17 protein-coding genes and 2 tRNA genes are annotated in these 14,229 nt (G+C 67.8%); 12 read left to right on the forward strand and 7 right to left on the reverse strand.

The genetic code is table 11. The features are described from left to right. Positions 1-318, reverse strand: a 318-nt coding sequence (locus ACFWUU_RS02870) for a DUF5995 family protein (protein WP_380174253.1), incomplete at its 3' end; no start/stop codon positions are given. A 24-nt stretch (positions 319-342) separates the two neighbouring features. On the opposite strand from ACFWUU_RS02870, the gene ACFWUU_RS02875 reads away from it, so the two are divergent. Next, the gene (locus ACFWUU_RS02875) at positions 343-930 is read left to right on the forward strand and encodes a hypothetical protein (RefSeq protein WP_137253969.1); all 588 of its coding nucleotides are present in this window, start codon (positions 343-345) and stop codon (positions 928-930) included. Here the strand turns inward: ACFWUU_RS02875 and ACFWUU_RS02880 are convergent. Further along, on the reverse strand, positions 927-1,958 hold the full coding sequence (locus tag ACFWUU_RS02880; protein WP_380172154.1) for an aldo/keto reductase: 1,032 nt from the start codon (positions 1,956-1,958) through the stop codon (positions 927-929). The genes ACFWUU_RS02875 and ACFWUU_RS02880 overlap by 4 nt on opposite strands. 50 nt (positions 1,959-2,008) lie before the next feature. Here ACFWUU_RS02880 and ACFWUU_RS02885 point away from each other — a divergent pair, with 50 nt between their 5' ends. Then, on the forward strand, positions 2,009-2,509 hold the full coding sequence (locus ACFWUU_RS02885; protein ID WP_137253967.1) for a DUF664 domain-containing protein: 501 nt from the start codon (positions 2,009-2,011) through the stop codon (positions 2,507-2,509). Here the strand turns inward: ACFWUU_RS02885 and ACFWUU_RS02890 are convergent. Genes ACFWUU_RS02890 through ACFWUU_RS02900 form a run of 3 tightly spaced genes read right to left on the reverse strand, consistent with a single transcriptional unit; the run spans position 2,502 to position 5,295 of the window. Next, a complete protein-coding gene (locus ACFWUU_RS02890; protein WP_380172156.1) occupies positions 2,502-3,617 on the reverse strand; it encodes a hypothetical protein in 1,116 nt (371 codons plus the stop codon). The two genes, ACFWUU_RS02885 and ACFWUU_RS02890, sit on opposite strands and share 8 nt — an antisense overlap. After that, entirely contained in the window at positions 3,617-4,486 is an 870-nt protein-coding gene (locus tag ACFWUU_RS02895) for an exodeoxyribonuclease III (protein WP_380172158.1), read from the reverse strand. The genes ACFWUU_RS02890 and ACFWUU_RS02895 overlap by 1 nt, the downstream gene beginning before the upstream one ends. 32 nt (positions 4,487-4,518) lie before the next feature. Next, complete coding sequence (locus tag ACFWUU_RS02900; protein WP_380172160.1) at positions 4,519-5,295, reverse strand: uracil-DNA glycosylase family protein; 777 nt, start codon at positions 5,293-5,295, stop codon at positions 4,519-4,521. A gap of 112 nt (positions 5,296-5,407) precedes the next feature. On the opposite strand from ACFWUU_RS02900, the gene ACFWUU_RS02905 reads away from it, so the two are divergent. The 6 genes from ACFWUU_RS02905 to ACFWUU_RS02930 all read left to right on the forward strand — a co-directional run bounded on the left by ACFWUU_RS02905 (position 5,408) and on the right by ACFWUU_RS02930 (position 10,068). After that, on the forward strand, positions 5,408-6,916 hold the full coding sequence (locus ACFWUU_RS02905; protein WP_380174255.1) for an amidohydrolase family protein: 1,509 nt from the start codon (positions 5,408-5,410) through the stop codon (positions 6,914-6,916). 85 nt (positions 6,917-7,001) lie between these two features. Then, complete coding sequence (locus ACFWUU_RS02910) at positions 7,002-7,886, forward strand: RNA polymerase sigma factor RpoD/SigA (RefSeq protein WP_380172162.1); 885 nt, start codon at positions 7,002-7,004, stop codon at positions 7,884-7,886. Between the two features lie 42 nt (positions 7,887-7,928). Further along, positions 7,929-8,468 (forward strand): hypothetical protein, encoded by a 540-nt coding sequence (locus tag ACFWUU_RS02915; RefSeq protein WP_380172164.1) that lies wholly within the window; start codon positions 7,929-7,931, stop codon positions 8,466-8,468. A gap of 92 nt (positions 8,469-8,560) precedes the next feature. Further along, positions 8,561-8,633 (forward strand) — tRNA-Asn (locus ACFWUU_RS02920). A gap of 149 nt (positions 8,634-8,782) precedes the next feature. Beyond that, a complete protein-coding gene (locus ACFWUU_RS02925; RefSeq protein ID WP_380172167.1) occupies positions 8,783-9,310 on the forward strand; it encodes a DUF4232 domain-containing protein in 528 nt (175 codons plus the stop codon). Between the two features lie 95 nt (positions 9,311-9,405). Beyond that, positions 9,406-10,068, forward strand: coding sequence for a hypothetical protein (locus ACFWUU_RS02930; RefSeq protein WP_137253940.1), 663 nt, complete (start codon positions 9,406-9,408; stop codon positions 10,066-10,068). Positions 10,069-10,150: 82 nt separating this feature from the next. On the opposite strand, the gene ACFWUU_RS02935 is transcribed toward ACFWUU_RS02930, so the two are convergent. Further along, complete coding sequence (locus ACFWUU_RS02935; RefSeq protein ID WP_198681893.1) at positions 10,151-10,288, reverse strand: hypothetical protein; 138 nt, start codon at positions 10,286-10,288, stop codon at positions 10,151-10,153. 127 nt (positions 10,289-10,415) lie between these two features. Between ACFWUU_RS02935 and ACFWUU_RS02940 the strand changes: the two genes are divergently transcribed. The 3 genes from ACFWUU_RS02940 to ACFWUU_RS02950 all read left to right on the forward strand — a co-directional run bounded on the left by ACFWUU_RS02940 (position 10,416) and on the right by ACFWUU_RS02950 (position 12,456). Beyond that, positions 10,416-10,489 (forward strand) — tRNA-Ile (locus ACFWUU_RS02940). Positions 10,490-10,771: 282 nt separating this feature from the next. Then, positions 10,772-11,635 (forward strand): helix-turn-helix transcriptional regulator, encoded by an 864-nt coding sequence (locus ACFWUU_RS02945; RefSeq protein ID WP_380172169.1) that lies wholly within the window; start codon positions 10,772-10,774, stop codon positions 11,633-11,635. An 80-nt stretch (positions 11,636-11,715) separates the two neighbouring features. Beyond that, positions 11,716-12,456, forward strand: coding sequence for a hypothetical protein (locus tag ACFWUU_RS02950; protein WP_380172171.1), 741 nt, complete (start codon positions 11,716-11,718; stop codon positions 12,454-12,456). An 80-nt stretch (positions 12,457-12,536) separates the two neighbouring features. Here the strand turns inward: ACFWUU_RS02950 and ACFWUU_RS02955 are convergent, their stop codons facing one another. Continuing rightward, on the reverse strand, positions 12,537-12,977 hold the full coding sequence (locus ACFWUU_RS02955; protein ID WP_380172173.1) for a MarR family winged helix-turn-helix transcriptional regulator: 441 nt from the start codon (positions 12,975-12,977) through the stop codon (positions 12,537-12,539). A gap of 101 nt (positions 12,978-13,078) precedes the next feature. Here ACFWUU_RS02955 and ACFWUU_RS02960 point away from each other — a divergent pair, with 101 nt between their 5' ends. Then, positions 13,079-13,522, forward strand: a complete 444-nt coding sequence (locus tag ACFWUU_RS02960) for an OsmC family peroxiredoxin (protein WP_380172175.1) — start codon at positions 13,079-13,081, stop codon at positions 13,520-13,522. Positions 13,523-14,229 lie beyond the last annotated feature (707 nt).

Consider the following 14,229-nt stretch of genomic DNA (forward strand, 5'->3'; position numbering starts at 1 on the left):
AACAACCACCCCCCCCCCGGCGGGGGGGGGGGCGCCCCCCCCGCCCCCCCCCCCGCGGCGCGCGGCCCGGCCGGCCCCGCCCCCCGCCGCGAGATCTGCGTCGTGGGCTCGGAGGTACAGCTCCACGAACTCCACGTCCCACACCTCGACCCACGCCGGATCCTCGAACCGGGCGTCATCGATCGCCTTCCCCACCGCCTGCGTCGTCCGCAGATACGTACTGAGGAAGAACCGCCGCTGCGCAACCTCCTCCGGCAGCTCGTCGAGACGCTGCTGCATCCGAGCGACCACATCCGCAATCGGACTACCATCGTTCATCGGATCTCCCAGGGGGGAGGGATCATGCGTACCAGAACAGGACCACTGTCCTTCGACCCAGTGGTCGTCGGCAACCGCGAGACGGATGCCTGGGCCGCCTACTACCGGCACGAGTGGCGTGAGTTCCTCGTCGCCGCCGTCGGCATGGTCGCCGCCGGCTTCGGCATGGCACCGCACCGAACACTCACCGGAGCCTGGTACGTACTCCGCGCCAACCAGGTCTGGGCGCCGTACCCCGACAACCAACCGGACGTGGCGCGCGCCTACATGCGCCGCTTCTACGAACTCGTCGCCGCCTCGAGCGGCCTGCTCTTCGAACCAGCGCACGCCGCCGCCTTCGAGGTCGAGTGGTGGCGCGTCCACCGCGAGCACCAGCACTCCGAGGACGTCACCGAAGAGCAGCTCGAGACCGCGCTGATCGACCTCTACTCCTACGTGTACGACGCCGACCGCGACGCCGTACACCAGGCAGCGCGCAAGCGGGTCGAGGCGATGAACCTCTCGGACCGCTGGGTCCGAGCAGGATGCGATCGCGACGACCCGCTGCTGGCGGCGGAGCGGCGCGCGCTGGTTGCGTCGTACGCCGCCCTCCGCGTTGCTGTCGACGCCTAGGAGCGCCCACCCGCGATCGGCCGACCGCGCTGCGCCACGCCGGGACCGCCGTACGGGTAGTCCGCCGCGCCCGGGTCGCTGGCCTCGTCGAGCTTGGCTGTCTCCTCCGCGGTGAGATGCAGATCCGCCGCAGCGAGGTTGTCGTCGAGCTGCTCGAGCGTGCGGGCGCCGAGGATCACCGAGGTAATCGTCGGCCGGTCCACCAGCCAGGCGAGCGCGACCTGCGCCATCGAGATCCCACGCGCCTCGGCGATCTCGCGGACGGCGTCGACCACGTCACGGACCCGCTGGTTACGACTGCGCCGGTACCAGGACTCGACTCCGCGGTCCGGATTCTCCCCGAGGCGAGTCGCACCGGTCGGCTCCTCGTCGAACGAGTACTTGCCGGTCAGCCAGCCGCCGCCGAGCGGGGACCACGGCAGCAGGCCGAGCCCGTTCTCCTGCGCGGCCGGAACGATCTCCCACTCGATCTCACGAACGAGCAGGTTGTACTGCGGTTGCAGCGTCACGAGCTTCGACCAGCCGCGGTACCCGATCAGGTCGCACGCCTTCTGTAGCTGCCACCCGGTGAAGTTCGACAGACCGCCGTACGCGATCTTGCCGGCCCGTACGGCGTCCTCGAGGAAGCTCAGCGTCTCCTCGAGCGGCGTGACCGGGTCCCAGGCGTGCAACTGGTACAGGTCGATGTGGTCGACACCCAACCGGTCGAGCGACGAGTCCAGCGCCTTGCGGAGATGGATGCGCGACGTGCCCACGTCGTTCGGCCCGTCACCGGTCGGGAACCGGCCCTTGGTGGCCAGTACGACGTTGTCGCGGGCGGAACTTTTCGCGAGCCAGCGTCCGACGATCTGCTCGGACACGCCGCCGGAGTACACGTCCGCGGTGTCGATGAAAGTGCCGCCGGCCTCGATGTATCGATCAAGCTGTCCGTGCGAACCGGCCTCGTCGGTCTCGCTGCCGAAGGTCATGGTGCCGAGCGTGTAGGTCGAGACCACAGCGCCGCTCGCGCCCAGCGTGCGATATTCCACGATTGCTCCCTCTCTCAGAACTGTCCCAGTCGAAGACTACGGTGACCGGTATGAAGACAAGTGAGCTGCTGCTGGATGCACATAGCCGGGTTCAGGAGGTCCTGCACGATGTGGTGACGGGGCTCGACGACAAGACTCTCGCGGCACGACCGGGTGATTCGGCCAACTCGATCGCTTGGCTCGTGTGGCACCTGACCCGGGTCCAGGACGACCACCTCGCGGACGCGGGCGGCTACGACCAGGTGTACACGGCAGACGGCTGGCACGAGCGGCTCGGTCTGCCGCTCGACGCAGCCGACACCGGGTACGCACACACGTCGGACCAGGTGGCGCTGGTCCAGCTGTCGGCGGACCAGCTGCTCGGGTACTACGACGCCGTGCACGCGCGCACTGCGCAGTTCCTCGAGACGGTCACCGACGAAGGTCTGGACCGGATCGTCGACAAGCGGTGGAACCCGCCGGTCTCGCTCGGGGTCCGGCTCGTCAGCGTGATCGACGACTGCGCGCAGCACGCGGGCCAGGCGGCGTATGTGAAGGGCCTGCTCAGCTGAGCGTGGTCTGCCAGAGTGAGGTGCCGGCGATCAGGTAGAGCTTGTGATCCGGCATCAGTACGGCGTCGGTCACCTGGCCGTCCGGGCCCTGTGAGTCCTGGACGGTCCAGTGGCCGTCCTGGTCCGTGAGCACCTTCACCTTGTTGTCCTGGGCAACGATCTGGATGATCTTGCTGCCGTCGACGACCGGCGGCGGCAGCTTGTCCTTGTCGCCGACGGGGACGGACGGGACGCCTTGGAGCCGCTTAGCCGTACCGGATGCGTCGAGCTGCCAGAGGGCGAGCTGACCGTCGACGTACCCGGAGATCACGCAGTCCTTGGCGCAGGTGGCCGTGTTCGCCTGGCTGCGGTTGCCGGGGTCGGGCAGGACGATCCGGGACCAGCCCTGGTTGAGCTTGGTCGAACGCCAGACGGCTGCTTCCTGGGCGACGACGTTGGGCGCGAGCCGGACCTGCGAGCCGAAGAGCAGGATGCTCTCGCCGAGCGTCGTGCCGAATCCTGGGCCGACGAGGAGGTTCGGCGTACTCTGCAGGGCTGTTTTGGTCGGATCCTGCCGGGTCCATTTGTTGCCTTGGGGCAGCCAGACCATGGCGTCGTTGCCGGTCACCACGCCGCCCCACGAACCGAGCAGTGCGCGGCCGCTCGGCGTGATGACTGCGCTGTAGAGGTCGCCCGCGGTCTGGCCGCCGAATGTGAAGAAGTCCTGTGGCTGCTCGATCAGTCCGGTTTGGGGCGTGCCCGACCAGACCGTCCAGCGGGTGTTGGAGTGCGCGCCGCCCGCTGCGCCGCCGAGGGCGAGGATCTGCTTGCCGTCGTACGCGATCGAGTACCAGATGGCTTCGAACGCGTACGGGCTGGCGGGGTTGGGTTTGACGGTGATCGGCGTCCGTTTGCCGGTGCTGTCCTGGAGCAGGAGCTCCGGGACGACCTTGGCGCCGCGATGGCGCAGGCCGATGAGCAGCTGATCGTCGTGTGCGGTCAGGGTGACGGGCTCGGCCGGGGTGTCGACCTTCGTCCACGCGACAGGGCTCGGCGCCGGCGGCTTCTCGTCACTGCAGGCGGTGAGGGTCGCGAGCACGAGGATCGCGACTGCAGCAAGGCGGCGCATCAGCGGCTCTGCGGGAGCTTGGTGGTCTTCTTCCGACCGGTCCGCGGCGCGGACGGTGGTGGCACGACCGGGCCGATATCGCCGTCCGGTGCGGTGTCGAGGTCGATGATCACCGGGGCGTGGTCGCTCGGCCCGGTGCCCTTGCGCGCCTTGCGATCGATCCACGCGGCCTTGACCCGCTCGGCCACCGGATCGGTCGCGAGCATCAGGTCGATGCGCATGCCGAGGTCCTGGTGGAACATGCCGGCGCGGTAGTCCCAGTAGCTGAAGATGCGGTTGCTCGGCCAGCGGTCGCGGACGACGTCGTGGAGGTCCTTCGCGGCCATCAGCTCCGCGAGCGCCTGCCGCTCGGGTGGTGTCACGTGCGTCTGACCGACGTACGCCGCGGGGTCGAAGACGTCGGCGTCGGTGGGGGCGATGTTCATGTCACCGCAGACGATCTGGTCGGCCGGACCGCTCGCGATGACCTCGGTCAGGGCCGCGAGCCAGGCCAGCTTGTAGTGATAGTGATCGGAGTCCGGGACGCGCCCGTTCGGCACGTAGAGCGAGTGGATCCGGATGCCGCCGCAGGTCGCTGCGACCGCGCGGGCCTCAGGATTCGGGAAGCCGGGCGCGCCGGCGACACCGGTGACGACGTCCTCGAGTCCAACCTTGGACAGCAGGGCGACGCCGTTCCACTGCGGTTCGCCGTACAGGCCGATCTCGTAGCCGCGGTCGGTCAGCTCAGCGCCGAGCAGGGTGTTGAAGGCGTCGTCCGCGAGCTTGGTCTCCTGCAGGCACACGACGTCCGGCTGCCGCTCGTCGAGCCAGTCGAGCAACCGCGGCATCCGCTGCTTGACCGAGTTCACATTCCACGTCGCCACTCGCATCCGACCAAGGTAGCGGCAGCAGGGGACAACTTTCAGCCGAGCTTGGGTGCGCGCCAGACGAGAGTGTTGAGAAGGTCGGTCGAGGGACGTTCGACGCTGTTGTTGTGGCGTGGTTTGTCCTGCCGTCCCCAGGCGTCGTTGCCGAGCCACGGCGGTACGCCGAACGGCAGGTCCCGCGCCGGGATCGACGCGTAGTCCGACTCGAGGAACTTCGGCCCGTAGTTCGGTACTGAGTTGTCGCCGTCCGGATCCGGAGTCACGATCGCGCGCAGGTCGGTGACCGCTTGACGCCAACTGTCGACGAGCGCGGACGGGTTGCGGCTCGACGGATGCGGCACCTCGAACACCGGGACATCCGGCCTGCCGTCCCACATCTGCAGCGCAGCGCGGGCCTGGACGCCGAACGCGACGATCGCCTGCAACTGCGGGCCGGTGATCAACTCGAGCAGGGTGTTGCGCCAGGTGAGCTGATCGGGTCGGGCCAGCAGCGGCGCGGCCTTCTGCGCCCGCGACGGTCTGAGCGCGTACGCGTAGGCGTTGACGAGCGTGTAGCTGCGGGTCAGGCCGAGCTTGGTCAGGAACCCTTGGACGCGTTGGCCGGCGTCCCCCACCAGCGTGCGCCCGGCGACGCGCTCTGTCGGCCCCGGATCGGACGCGATCGCCAGCAGCCGGGCCGTGCGGTTGAGGCGGCCGCGGTAGAAGACCGGGCCCCAGTCGTACCAGAACAATTCCTGGAAGTCCGCATAACTCGGGACTTTTGCGAAGTGCCGCGCCACCGTGACCGGCGGGCCGGCATCGAAATCAGCCATCGCCATACCTCCCCCTCGACGATCCATGACCTTAGGCTCAAAGATCAGGGGCGGCACGGGGAATTCTACGGGAGGGCGAGCCATGTTTGTACTGCGTGGAACCGTGGTGACAATGCGACCGGACGGACAGGTGCTTCCCGGTGGCGCGGTGTACGTCGGCGATGACGGACTGATCGCGGCGGTCACTCCCATCGACGCAATCCCGGCCGGTTTCGAGAACGCCGTACAACTCGCCGCCGGTGGGCTGATCTATCCCGGGCTGATCGATCTACACAATCACTTGATGTACAACAGCCTGCCGTTGTGGACCGAGCCCGCGCGGAAGAAGCCGTGGACCTCGCACAACCAGTGGGGCAGCGCGCCGACGTACAGCTCGCAGATCAGTCAGCCGGCCCGGCTGCTCGGCGCGGCCGCGGGACGAGCCCTGCTCAGGTACGTCGAGACGCGCGCGATCGTCGGCGGTACGACGTCGATCCAGGGGAACCCGCGTGGCGCCGTACCACCGGACAACGACCTGATCCGGAACGTCGACTCGGAGAAACTCGGCACCCACGACGATTTCATCCGGGTCAGCACCCTTGTTGCCGACAGCAAGGAAGCGCTCGCGCCGTACGCCGCGGCCGTCGCCGCTGGGCGGGGATTCATCGCACATTCGGCGGAGGGGTCGGATCCGAAACTGCGGTCCGAGTTCCAGTTGCTGGAAGCGGTTGACGTGGTGAAACCGCAGTTGGTGGCGATTCACGGTGGTGCGTTGAACGCCGATGATTTCGCCGCGATGAAGGCCGGGAATTCCACGCTGGTGTGGTCGCCGTTCTCGAACCTGTGGCTGTACGGGGCGACCGCGGATGTGCGGGCGGCGCATGCCGCGGGGGTGCGGTTGTGCCTCGGATCGGACTGGGGTCCGTCGGGGACGCGGAGTGTGTTGTGGGAGTTGAAGGTCGCGGACCTGTGGAACAAGACCCAGTCGGTCTTCACGGACGAGGAACTGGTCCGGATGCTGACGTCGAACCCGGGCGACGCACTGTCCGGGGTCTGGCCTACGCCGTTGGGCCGGTTGGAGCGCGGCGCGTTGGCCGACCTGATCGTCGTCCGGCGCACCAATCCGGACTTCTACCGCTCGCTGATCGTCGCCCGCGAGGCAGATATCCGCCTTGCCGTCGTGGGTGGACGCGCTCGCTACGGCGTTCCGTCCCTCATGAACACGCTCGCGCCGACAGCGACCCGCATCAGGACCGGCAAGCTCTCACGCTTCATCGACTACGGAGACTCGTCGGTCACCTTCGCGACGGTTCTCGCTGACCTCGAGAAGGTTCGCCAGGACCCGGTCGGCGCTTCTGTCCGCGCCGAAGCCACCTTCACCGCGCTCGCCGCCGCAACCCCTGGCGCCTTCTCCCCCAACGCGACCTCTTCGCTCCCCGCCGACAGCTTCGTCCTCCTGCCAGACATGCCCGCACCCGAGCTCGACGACCAGTTCCGCCGCCGCGGCCCGGTCGGCGCCACCCCGCCGGCGGTCACGGTGCCACCGCCGGAGCCACTGGTCACCGGTTCCGCCTGGTTCGACGCGGTGGATGCCAACCCCTTCCACCAGGGGCTGCTGAGCGGACTCCGCGCGTACGCCTGACTTCCCGTAGTTATCCACATACTCAAAGTCACCGCTCCCCGGCCTGCCGAATCGCGGCATTCTCTTGATGACGAGAGGGGAACGGATGGCAGATCTCGACTGTGAGCCGGCGGACGTGACCGCGCTGGTGGCGTACCTGCGCGACATCGGGCAGCACAAGCTACTGACTTTGGAGGAGGTGAGCGAGCACTCGTACTGGATCGAGGCCGGCCTGCTGGCGGCGGAGCAGTTGCGCGGCGATCCGGGGCGCCCGGATGCCGGCGACCTGCGGCGGGTCGTCACGCTCGGGCGGGACTCGTGGCACCGGATGATCGAGGGCAACCTGCGGCTGGTCGTCTCATTGGCCCGGAGGTACGCCGGGAAGGGCATCTCGCTGCTGGATCTGATCCAGGAGGGCAATATCGGGCTGATGCGGGCGGTGGAGCGGTTCGATCACCGGCTCGGGCACCGGTTCTCGACGTACGCGATCTGGTGGATCCGCCAGTCGATCGGGCGCGCGATCTCGGACCGCTCGCGGCTGGTCCGGATGCCGGCCCAGGCGTACGCCGATGCGTCCCGGGTGGCGACGAGCCGCAACGACCTGACGCAGCAGCTCGGGCGGGAGCCGACCAACCCCGAGCTGGCCCACGCGACCGGCCTCACCGTCGCGCGGGTCGAGCGCGCCCAGGCATGGCGGATGCAACCCGAGACGCTGGACCTCGACGACTCCGATTCGGTGATCGACGACGACCCGATCGTCCTGCGCGCCGCCCTTCGCCGTGACCTGGCTCACCATCTGCAGTTCCTCGACGATCTGCATCAGTCCGTTCTGCTGCACCGGTACGGCCTGCAGGGCCGGATCCCTTGCACTCCTGAAGAAACGGCCACCCGCCTGGACCTGACCACCGAACGAGTTCGCACCCTGGAACGCGAAGCCCTCCGCCACCTTCGCCGTCGAGCCCTCCCCCAGCTCCGCGACTATGTCGCCTGACCCTCGACCCACCGACTTGGAGCCGACTGGGATGATGACCATGTGAGACTTCTCCGCACCTCCTGGCCGCGTGAGCTGGCTGACGCCGTCTCGGCAGCCGCCCGCGAGTCGACCGGGAGCAAGGAAGACATCCTGGCCGCCGTACAGCTGACCAACGGCCGCTGGGCCGCCGGCACGCGGACAGCCGTCTACCTGCCGTCGGACTCTACCGACGCCGACCGCCGGGTCGGCTGGGAGCAGATCGAACGCGCCGGCTGGGACTCCGAGGCATCGGTGCTGCACATCTACGAGACCACCGACTTCGGTACTCCGTTGCGCGCGACCGAGCTCAAGGTCGAGGACCCCGGACGCTTCGGCCAACTGCTCCGCGAACGCGTCGACGCGAGCATCATCGTCCAGCGGCACGTGCCGCTGGCGGGCAAACGCGGCGTACGCATCGTGGGCCGCCGGAATCCGTCCGTCACAGACGCCCCGGTCGCCTGGAACCTCGTTCTGGACAAGGGATTGGAGCCCGACCAGCCGGGCGTCGTGGATGCCGCGGAGGCAGCACTCCGGCAGGTCCGCGACGAGTTCGGAATCTGACCCCGCAGGCAGCCGAATCCCGTTTTTGTAGTTCGCTGCCCGCCTGCTAACCTACTCAGGTCCTCAGGGTTCGGGGTCACGCAGTACCACGATCCCGCGTAGCTCAATTGGCAGAGCAGCCGGCTGTTAACCGGCAGGTTACTGGTTCGAGTCCAGTCGCGGGAGCAACAAACCAGCCGGTCTCCTCAACACAGGAGCCCGGCTTTTTCGTGGCCCGAGGGCGCAGGTAGGTTCGACGAATGCACCGTCGCGCCCAGGTGGGGCTTCTTGCCGGACTGCTACTCCTCACCGCTTGCGGCACCGAAAGCGCAGCTGTGACGACTGACAGCAAGCCGTCCTTCACGCAGTTGACGCCCCGGCCGCTCGGCCCCACTCCCTTCACCACCGTTCACCCCGATCCGACCCCCGCACCACCGCGGCCGACCTGCCCGGACTCCGGCGCCTCGATCACCGTCGGACCGGTCGACGCCGCCCTCGGCCACCGAGCCGTGGTGGTCAAGCTGACCAACTGCCGCTCCACGCCGATCACCGTCGACGGCTACCCCGACATCGCGGTGCTCGACGCCGACCGCCGAGCGATGAACGTGACCGCGACCCACGGCACGTCGTACATGGCGATCGACCCAGGCCCGAAGCAACTCGTCCTTCGCAAGGGTGAAACGGCACTGGCCGCGATCTCCTGGTCCAGCACGGTCGAAGCCGGTGCGGACAAGGCATCCGGCACCTACCTCGCCGTTGCCCGAGGCAAGGGCGAGCACGCGGTCGTCTGGCCGGTGGACACCGACTTGGGCACGACCGCGAAGATCACGCTCACCGCGTGGTGCCGAAACTTCCCCACCTGAAACAAGGGTTTGATAGTGGCCTAGACCAACACTTTGCCGGTACGTTCACCTGCAGATCCCGAGGGGGCCTCGGGGATGGAGGGGAAGGAAACCCTGTGAACGTCAAGAAGTTCCTGAACACCAAGAGCGGACGGCTGCTGGTCGCGGCCGTGCTCGGGGCCGGCGTGCTGGTCGGTGTCACGGTTGCCGCGAACGGCGCCGTGAAGCCGGACTGCAAGAGCCTGTCGTACCCGCTCTGCCCGCGCTCGGTCGCCGCTACGCAGGTCGTGGACAACAGCCTGCCCGCGAGCAAGATCGTGCCGGCCGACCGGAACGCGTTCCTGAAGGACACCGACGTCTATGGCAAGTCGGGTGTCGCGAAGGACTTCGATCCGGTGGCGATCGCGAAGATCGGCGGGTCGTTCAAGACCAACAAGACCAAGGTGGGCGAGTTCAGCCTGCAGCCGGGCACCTGGCTGCTGAACTCGACCGCTTTCTTCGCCCGCACCACCGCGGGCGCACCGGGCACGCGCCCGCAGCTCGCGCTCCGGGTCGGCGCCTCCGACACGGCGTTCGGCACCGACTACGGCACCATCCTCGGCGCCGAGATCTCGCCCGCGAAGGACCGCGAGCTGACCGGCGCGACCGTCAAGATCGTGACAGTCGCCAAGGCGACCACCGTCGAGGTCTTCGCCTTCGGCTACAACGACGACGGCAGCGCCGCCGGCGGCGGCGAGATCACCGCCTCCGCCTCGGTCGCCGCCGTACGCGTCGGCTGACCACCATCACGTGAGCAAACGAGGCCCTGACCGCACCCAGCGGTCGGGGCCTCACCACGCCTCCAGGGCCGTCGGCGCTCGCCTACTTGCCCTTCTTCCGATCGATCGCCCGCTGAATCCGATCCTGCGGCTGCCCGAGAATCTTCGCCAGCAGCGGCACGCGATACTTGTACGCCGCGATCGCGCCTACCACGATCACCAGAAAAATGAACCAGCCCATGGGAGTTCCTCTCATCCGGACTGCCTCCATCATGCCCGCTAGCTGGTCACCAGCACTCCGTCGAACCCCTGACCCCACCCTGGTTTCACACCCCACCCCCACCAACCCGATACGATCACCCGCACACGGGGCGGTAGCTCAGCTGGTTAGAGCAGGGGACTCATAATCCCTGGGTCACGGGTTCGAGTCCCGTCCGCCCTACTTGTGTCTGTGTGAGCCTGGGTCAGCCTTCGTGGGTTGGGTCGGGCTCTTGCTTTGGTGGCTCTGTGGTTGTGGTCGAGTCTTGCGTGCGCGGTCGAGATCGGACACCTGCGGGACGCTGGTCGACGCGTTTTCCCAGGTCAGAGGGGCTTGGGGCGTGCAGATGCACCGGGTGGTGCCATCACGGGAAGTGGTCTGGATCTCACTGAGTGGAGCGGGTATCGTCTAGATCCGACGCCGTGCATATGCACGTGCATCTGCAGATGCAGCGGAGGTTGGCGGGTGGAAGCTCCCAAGTTCGGGTCGGACGAGTGGTATGCCGAGTACTACCGGCATGAGTTCGCCTACCTGCTGAGAAGCGTGCGCAAACAGGCCGGAAAGACGGTTCGCCAGATCGCAGAGGTCAGCAACTACTCGCATCCGCATATCGCGCGGTCCATCAACGGGACCCGGTTCCCGAACTGGAGAATGGTGCGGGCGGTCCTGAACGCCTGCGGCGTCGGCCGTGATCAGCTCACATCGTGGCGGAGACTGTGGGACACCGTCAGTGTCACCCAATTGTGGGCGCGGCCGGGCAGCGTGCACGAGGTCGGACGGCGCACCTGGGTCGACATCGCGCGGGAGTGGGACGTCCGGCGGGCAGCACTCCGGGAGCCGGATGCGACGCTGGAACAGATCCAGAAGGTGGCCACCCTCGATCAGCTCGGACGAGTGCTCACCGCACTCAGCAGGCGGCACAGTTGTGGATCACTCCGCCGGCTCGAGGAAGTCAGCGGGATCTCGAGATCGACGTTGCACGGCTGGTACTCCGGTCAGCGGAAACCTTCCGCCGCACGGCTGCAGCAGCTCGCCGTTGCGCTCGAGACGACGCAGGCGGAGCAGATCGCGCTGACCCAAAGCCTTGCGCGCATCTCGCCGTTGCGACGGCGCCCCGAGCCCGAGCGGCGCGCGGCGTGCACAGCCAATAACCCTTCGATCGGACAGCAATGCAGGCTGCCCAGAGACCACCGGGGACCACACCACGCTGCTGTCGGCGAACCGTGGTTCGACGACGGGGTGCTTGACGGCCGGCGCGGTGACACGTCGACCGACTCGCTGCCCGAGGCCCGGCGTACGGCGCGGGTGCACTTCGGCCCAGGTTGGTAGCACCACCAGGCCAACGCAGTTTGTGGTGAGCAACGACGGAACCGGCAAGACGAACGCCCCGCAGAGGATTCAAGAACGCCATGGGTAACGCGAACAACCCCGCAGGCCGGTTGCACGCTCTCCTGACCGACTACCGCGGCGCGGCGCACATCGACTCGACGATGCACGCCACCTGGGCATCGGTGCTGGGGGTGTCCGAAGGGCAGGTACCGCTGGCCCTTGCCGAGGTCGCCGCGCTCATCCCCGATATTCATCGCCTCGTCGTCCAATGCGGAGCGGCCGAACAGCTCGCGCTCTTCGAGGCCTTCGCGCGACAGTGGGCTGTTCCGATGATGAGCGAGCATCATCCGCGGCAGACTCCGAGCCCCGGGCCGGGAGCCGTAGACCCGAACGCGCTCGCCGCACTCGGCGGTCTGTCCGCGTACCTCTCCACGTGCGCGCCAGAGGGCGTCGTACCGGATGCCGCCCGTGTGGCCGATCTCAAGGCCGCAGTGGCGGAGCTTCTCGAAGGCCTGGCCGGCGAGGACTCGCTGCCGCCGGATCTGCGGTCCGCGATCAACGCGCGGCTGCACGACGTCCTCTGGGCGATGGACCATGTCCGCATCGGCGGCCCGGGCGCCGTCAACCAGGCGATGGAGCGGCTACTCGGTCAGATCACCATCTCGCTGCACAACACGCCTGAAGCGCGCAACTCCGGGTTTCTGAAGAAGGTGACGAACACGGTCCGGTGCATCTGGATCGCCTACAAAGCTGGCCCGCAGATCCACACCGCCCTCGAAGGCTGGCAAGACATCCTCAAGCAACTACCCCCGGGACACTGAGGATCTGCCGGACCGGCGCGCCGTCCGATCGATCGGGCTAGATCTCTATACCGGCGTAGCCCCGGACCCAGAGGCCGCAGCTACTCGGGTTTGGGGTTGTCGAGGTGGTCGGCTAGTTGGTGGAGGGTGGATTGGAGGCGGCGGACTTGGGCTTCGGTTAGGCCTAGGGACTCGCCTAGGTGGCATTGGGCTTCGTGGAGGACGGGTTTGAGGGCCTCGCCGGCGGGGGTTAGGGCGACGGTTACCGAGCGGGCGTCCATGCTGGAGCGGTCGAGGGTCAGGAGGTCGCGGTCGGCTAGGCGGCGGAGTAGTGGGGTGAGGGTGCCGTGGTCCAGGCGAGTGGCCCGGGCTATGGCGCCGATGGGGCTGGGGCCTAGGCGGGTGAGGGTGACGAGGACGAGGTACTGGGGGTAGGTCAGGCCGTGTGGCTCGAGGACCGGGCGGTAGAGGGCGGTGACCGTGCGGGAGAGCGAATACAGGTCGAAGCAGAGCAGGTCGTCGAGGACCCTCGTCTCGGTCATGGCTTGCTCCTGTGGTCGGGGTCTCATCCTGGTGGACTTGACGGAAGGATACCTTGTGCACAAGTATCTTGTACACAAGATAACTTCTGAAGGAGATTGCGATGCCTACTCGTACTGCGCGGACCGCTTGGAACGGCACTCTGGAGCAGGGCTCGGGGCAGGTGGAGCTGAGCAGCTCGAAGGTTGGGACGTACGACGTTTCGTTTCCGAAGCGCGCTGCTGATGATGCGGGCGGTAATACCAGCCCGGAGGAACTCATCGCAGCTGCCCACACCGCTTGCTATGCGATGTCGTTGAGTGCGGAGATTGCTGGACGGGGTGGAAAGCCGCTGTCGCATGAGGTGAAGGCTGACGTGACGCTCGGGCCGGATCAGGCGAATGGTGGCTTCAAGCTGACGGGGATCAAGCTGACGGTTCGCGCTGAGGTGGAGGGTCTGGATGAGGCCGGGTTCGCGGAGGCGGCCCAGGCAGCCAAGGCGAACTGCCCGATCAGCAAGGCGCTGGCCGGCGTCGACATCACGCTGGATGCAGCACTCGAGAGCTGAACCCGAAACACACAGAAGGCACTGCCCGGGGACCCATGGTCCCCGGGCAGTGCTGGTTCTGCGCGAGGTGGACGACGTGGGCGTGGTGTGGGCGGTGCCGGCGTCGGCTGGAGCTCGCGTGGTGCGGTGCTGGGGGTGGGCTAGAGCTGGCGTGCGCGTGTGCGGGCGCGGAGCGGTGTCGGAGTGCTCCGGAGCTGACGAACGCGGGAGCTCACGTGGGTGCGGTGTCCGCGTGCCTGGGAACTGGCGTGCGCTGGAGCTCGCGCGGAGCGGTGTCGGAGCGCGCCGGAACTGGCGAACGCGAGAGCTCACGTGGTGCCGTGTCGGCGCGCCTGGGAACTGCCGTGCGCAGGAGCTCGCGCGGAGCGGAGCTGACGTGCGCGGGGGGGCTGGCGTTCGCGAGAGCTCACGTGCAGCGGTGCTGGGGTGGGCTAGAGCTGGGGTGGGCTAGAGCTGGCGTGCGCGGGAGCTGGCGCGGAGCGATGTCGGCGTGCGCCAGGGCTGGCGTACGCAGGAGCTCACGTGGTTGCGGTGTCGGCGCGCCTGGGAACTGCCGCGCGCAGGAACTGCTCTGCGCAGGAGCTGGCGCAGAGAGAGGTGCTGACGTGCGCGGGGGCTGGCGTTCGCGAGAGCTCACGTGCAGCGGTGCTGGGGTGGGCTAGAGCTGGCGTGCGCGTGTGCTGCGGAACGGTGTCGCCGTACGCGAG

It is taken from the genome of Kribbella sp. NPDC058693, assembly GCF_042715335.1.
GTDB classification, from domain to species: domain Bacteria; phylum Actinomycetota; class Actinomycetes; order Propionibacteriales; family Kribbellaceae; genus Kribbella; species Kribbella jiaozuonensis.

What these genes read in the sequence shown, in the direction of transcription:
- ACFWUU_RS02875 (WP_137253969.1), top strand. Translation starts at nt 343, where the DNA reads ATGCGTACCAGAACAGGACCACTGTCCTTCGACCCAGTGGTCGTCGGC.
- ACFWUU_RS02885 (WP_137253967.1), top strand. Translation starts at nt 2,009, where the DNA reads ATGAAGACAAGTGAGCTGCTGCTGGATGCACATAGCCGGGTTCAGGAG.
- ACFWUU_RS02890 (WP_380172156.1), bottom strand. Translation starts at nt 3,617, where the DNA reads ATGCGCCGCCTTGCTGCAGTCGCGATCCTCGTGCTCGCGACCCTCACC.
- ACFWUU_RS02895 (WP_380172158.1), bottom strand. Translation starts at nt 4,486, where the DNA reads ATGCGAGTGGCGACGTGGAATGTGAACTCGGTCAAGCAGCGGATGCCG.
- ACFWUU_RS02900 (WP_380172160.1), bottom strand. Translation starts at nt 5,295, where the DNA reads ATGGCTGATTTCGATGCCGGCCCGCCGGTCACGGTGGCGCGGCACTTC.
- ACFWUU_RS02905 (WP_380174255.1), top strand. Translation starts at nt 5,408, where the DNA reads ATGCGACCGGACGGACAGGTGCTTCCCGGTGGCGCGGTGTACGTCGGC.
- ACFWUU_RS02910 (WP_380172162.1), top strand. Translation starts at nt 7,002, where the DNA reads ATGGCAGATCTCGACTGTGAGCCGGCGGACGTGACCGCGCTGGTGGCG.
- ACFWUU_RS02935 (WP_198681893.1), bottom strand. Translation starts at nt 10,288, where the DNA reads ATGGGCTGGTTCATTTTTCTGGTGATCGTGGTAGGCGCGATCGCGGCG.
- ACFWUU_RS02950 (WP_380172171.1), top strand. Translation starts at nt 11,716, where the DNA reads ATGGGTAACGCGAACAACCCCGCAGGCCGGTTGCACGCTCTCCTGACC.
- ACFWUU_RS02955 (WP_380172173.1), bottom strand. Translation starts at nt 12,977, where the DNA reads ATGACCGAGACGAGGGTCCTCGACGACCTGCTCTGCTTCGACCTGTAT.
- ACFWUU_RS02960 (WP_380172175.1), top strand. Translation starts at nt 13,079, where the DNA reads ATGCCTACTCGTACTGCGCGGACCGCTTGGAACGGCACTCTGGAGCAG.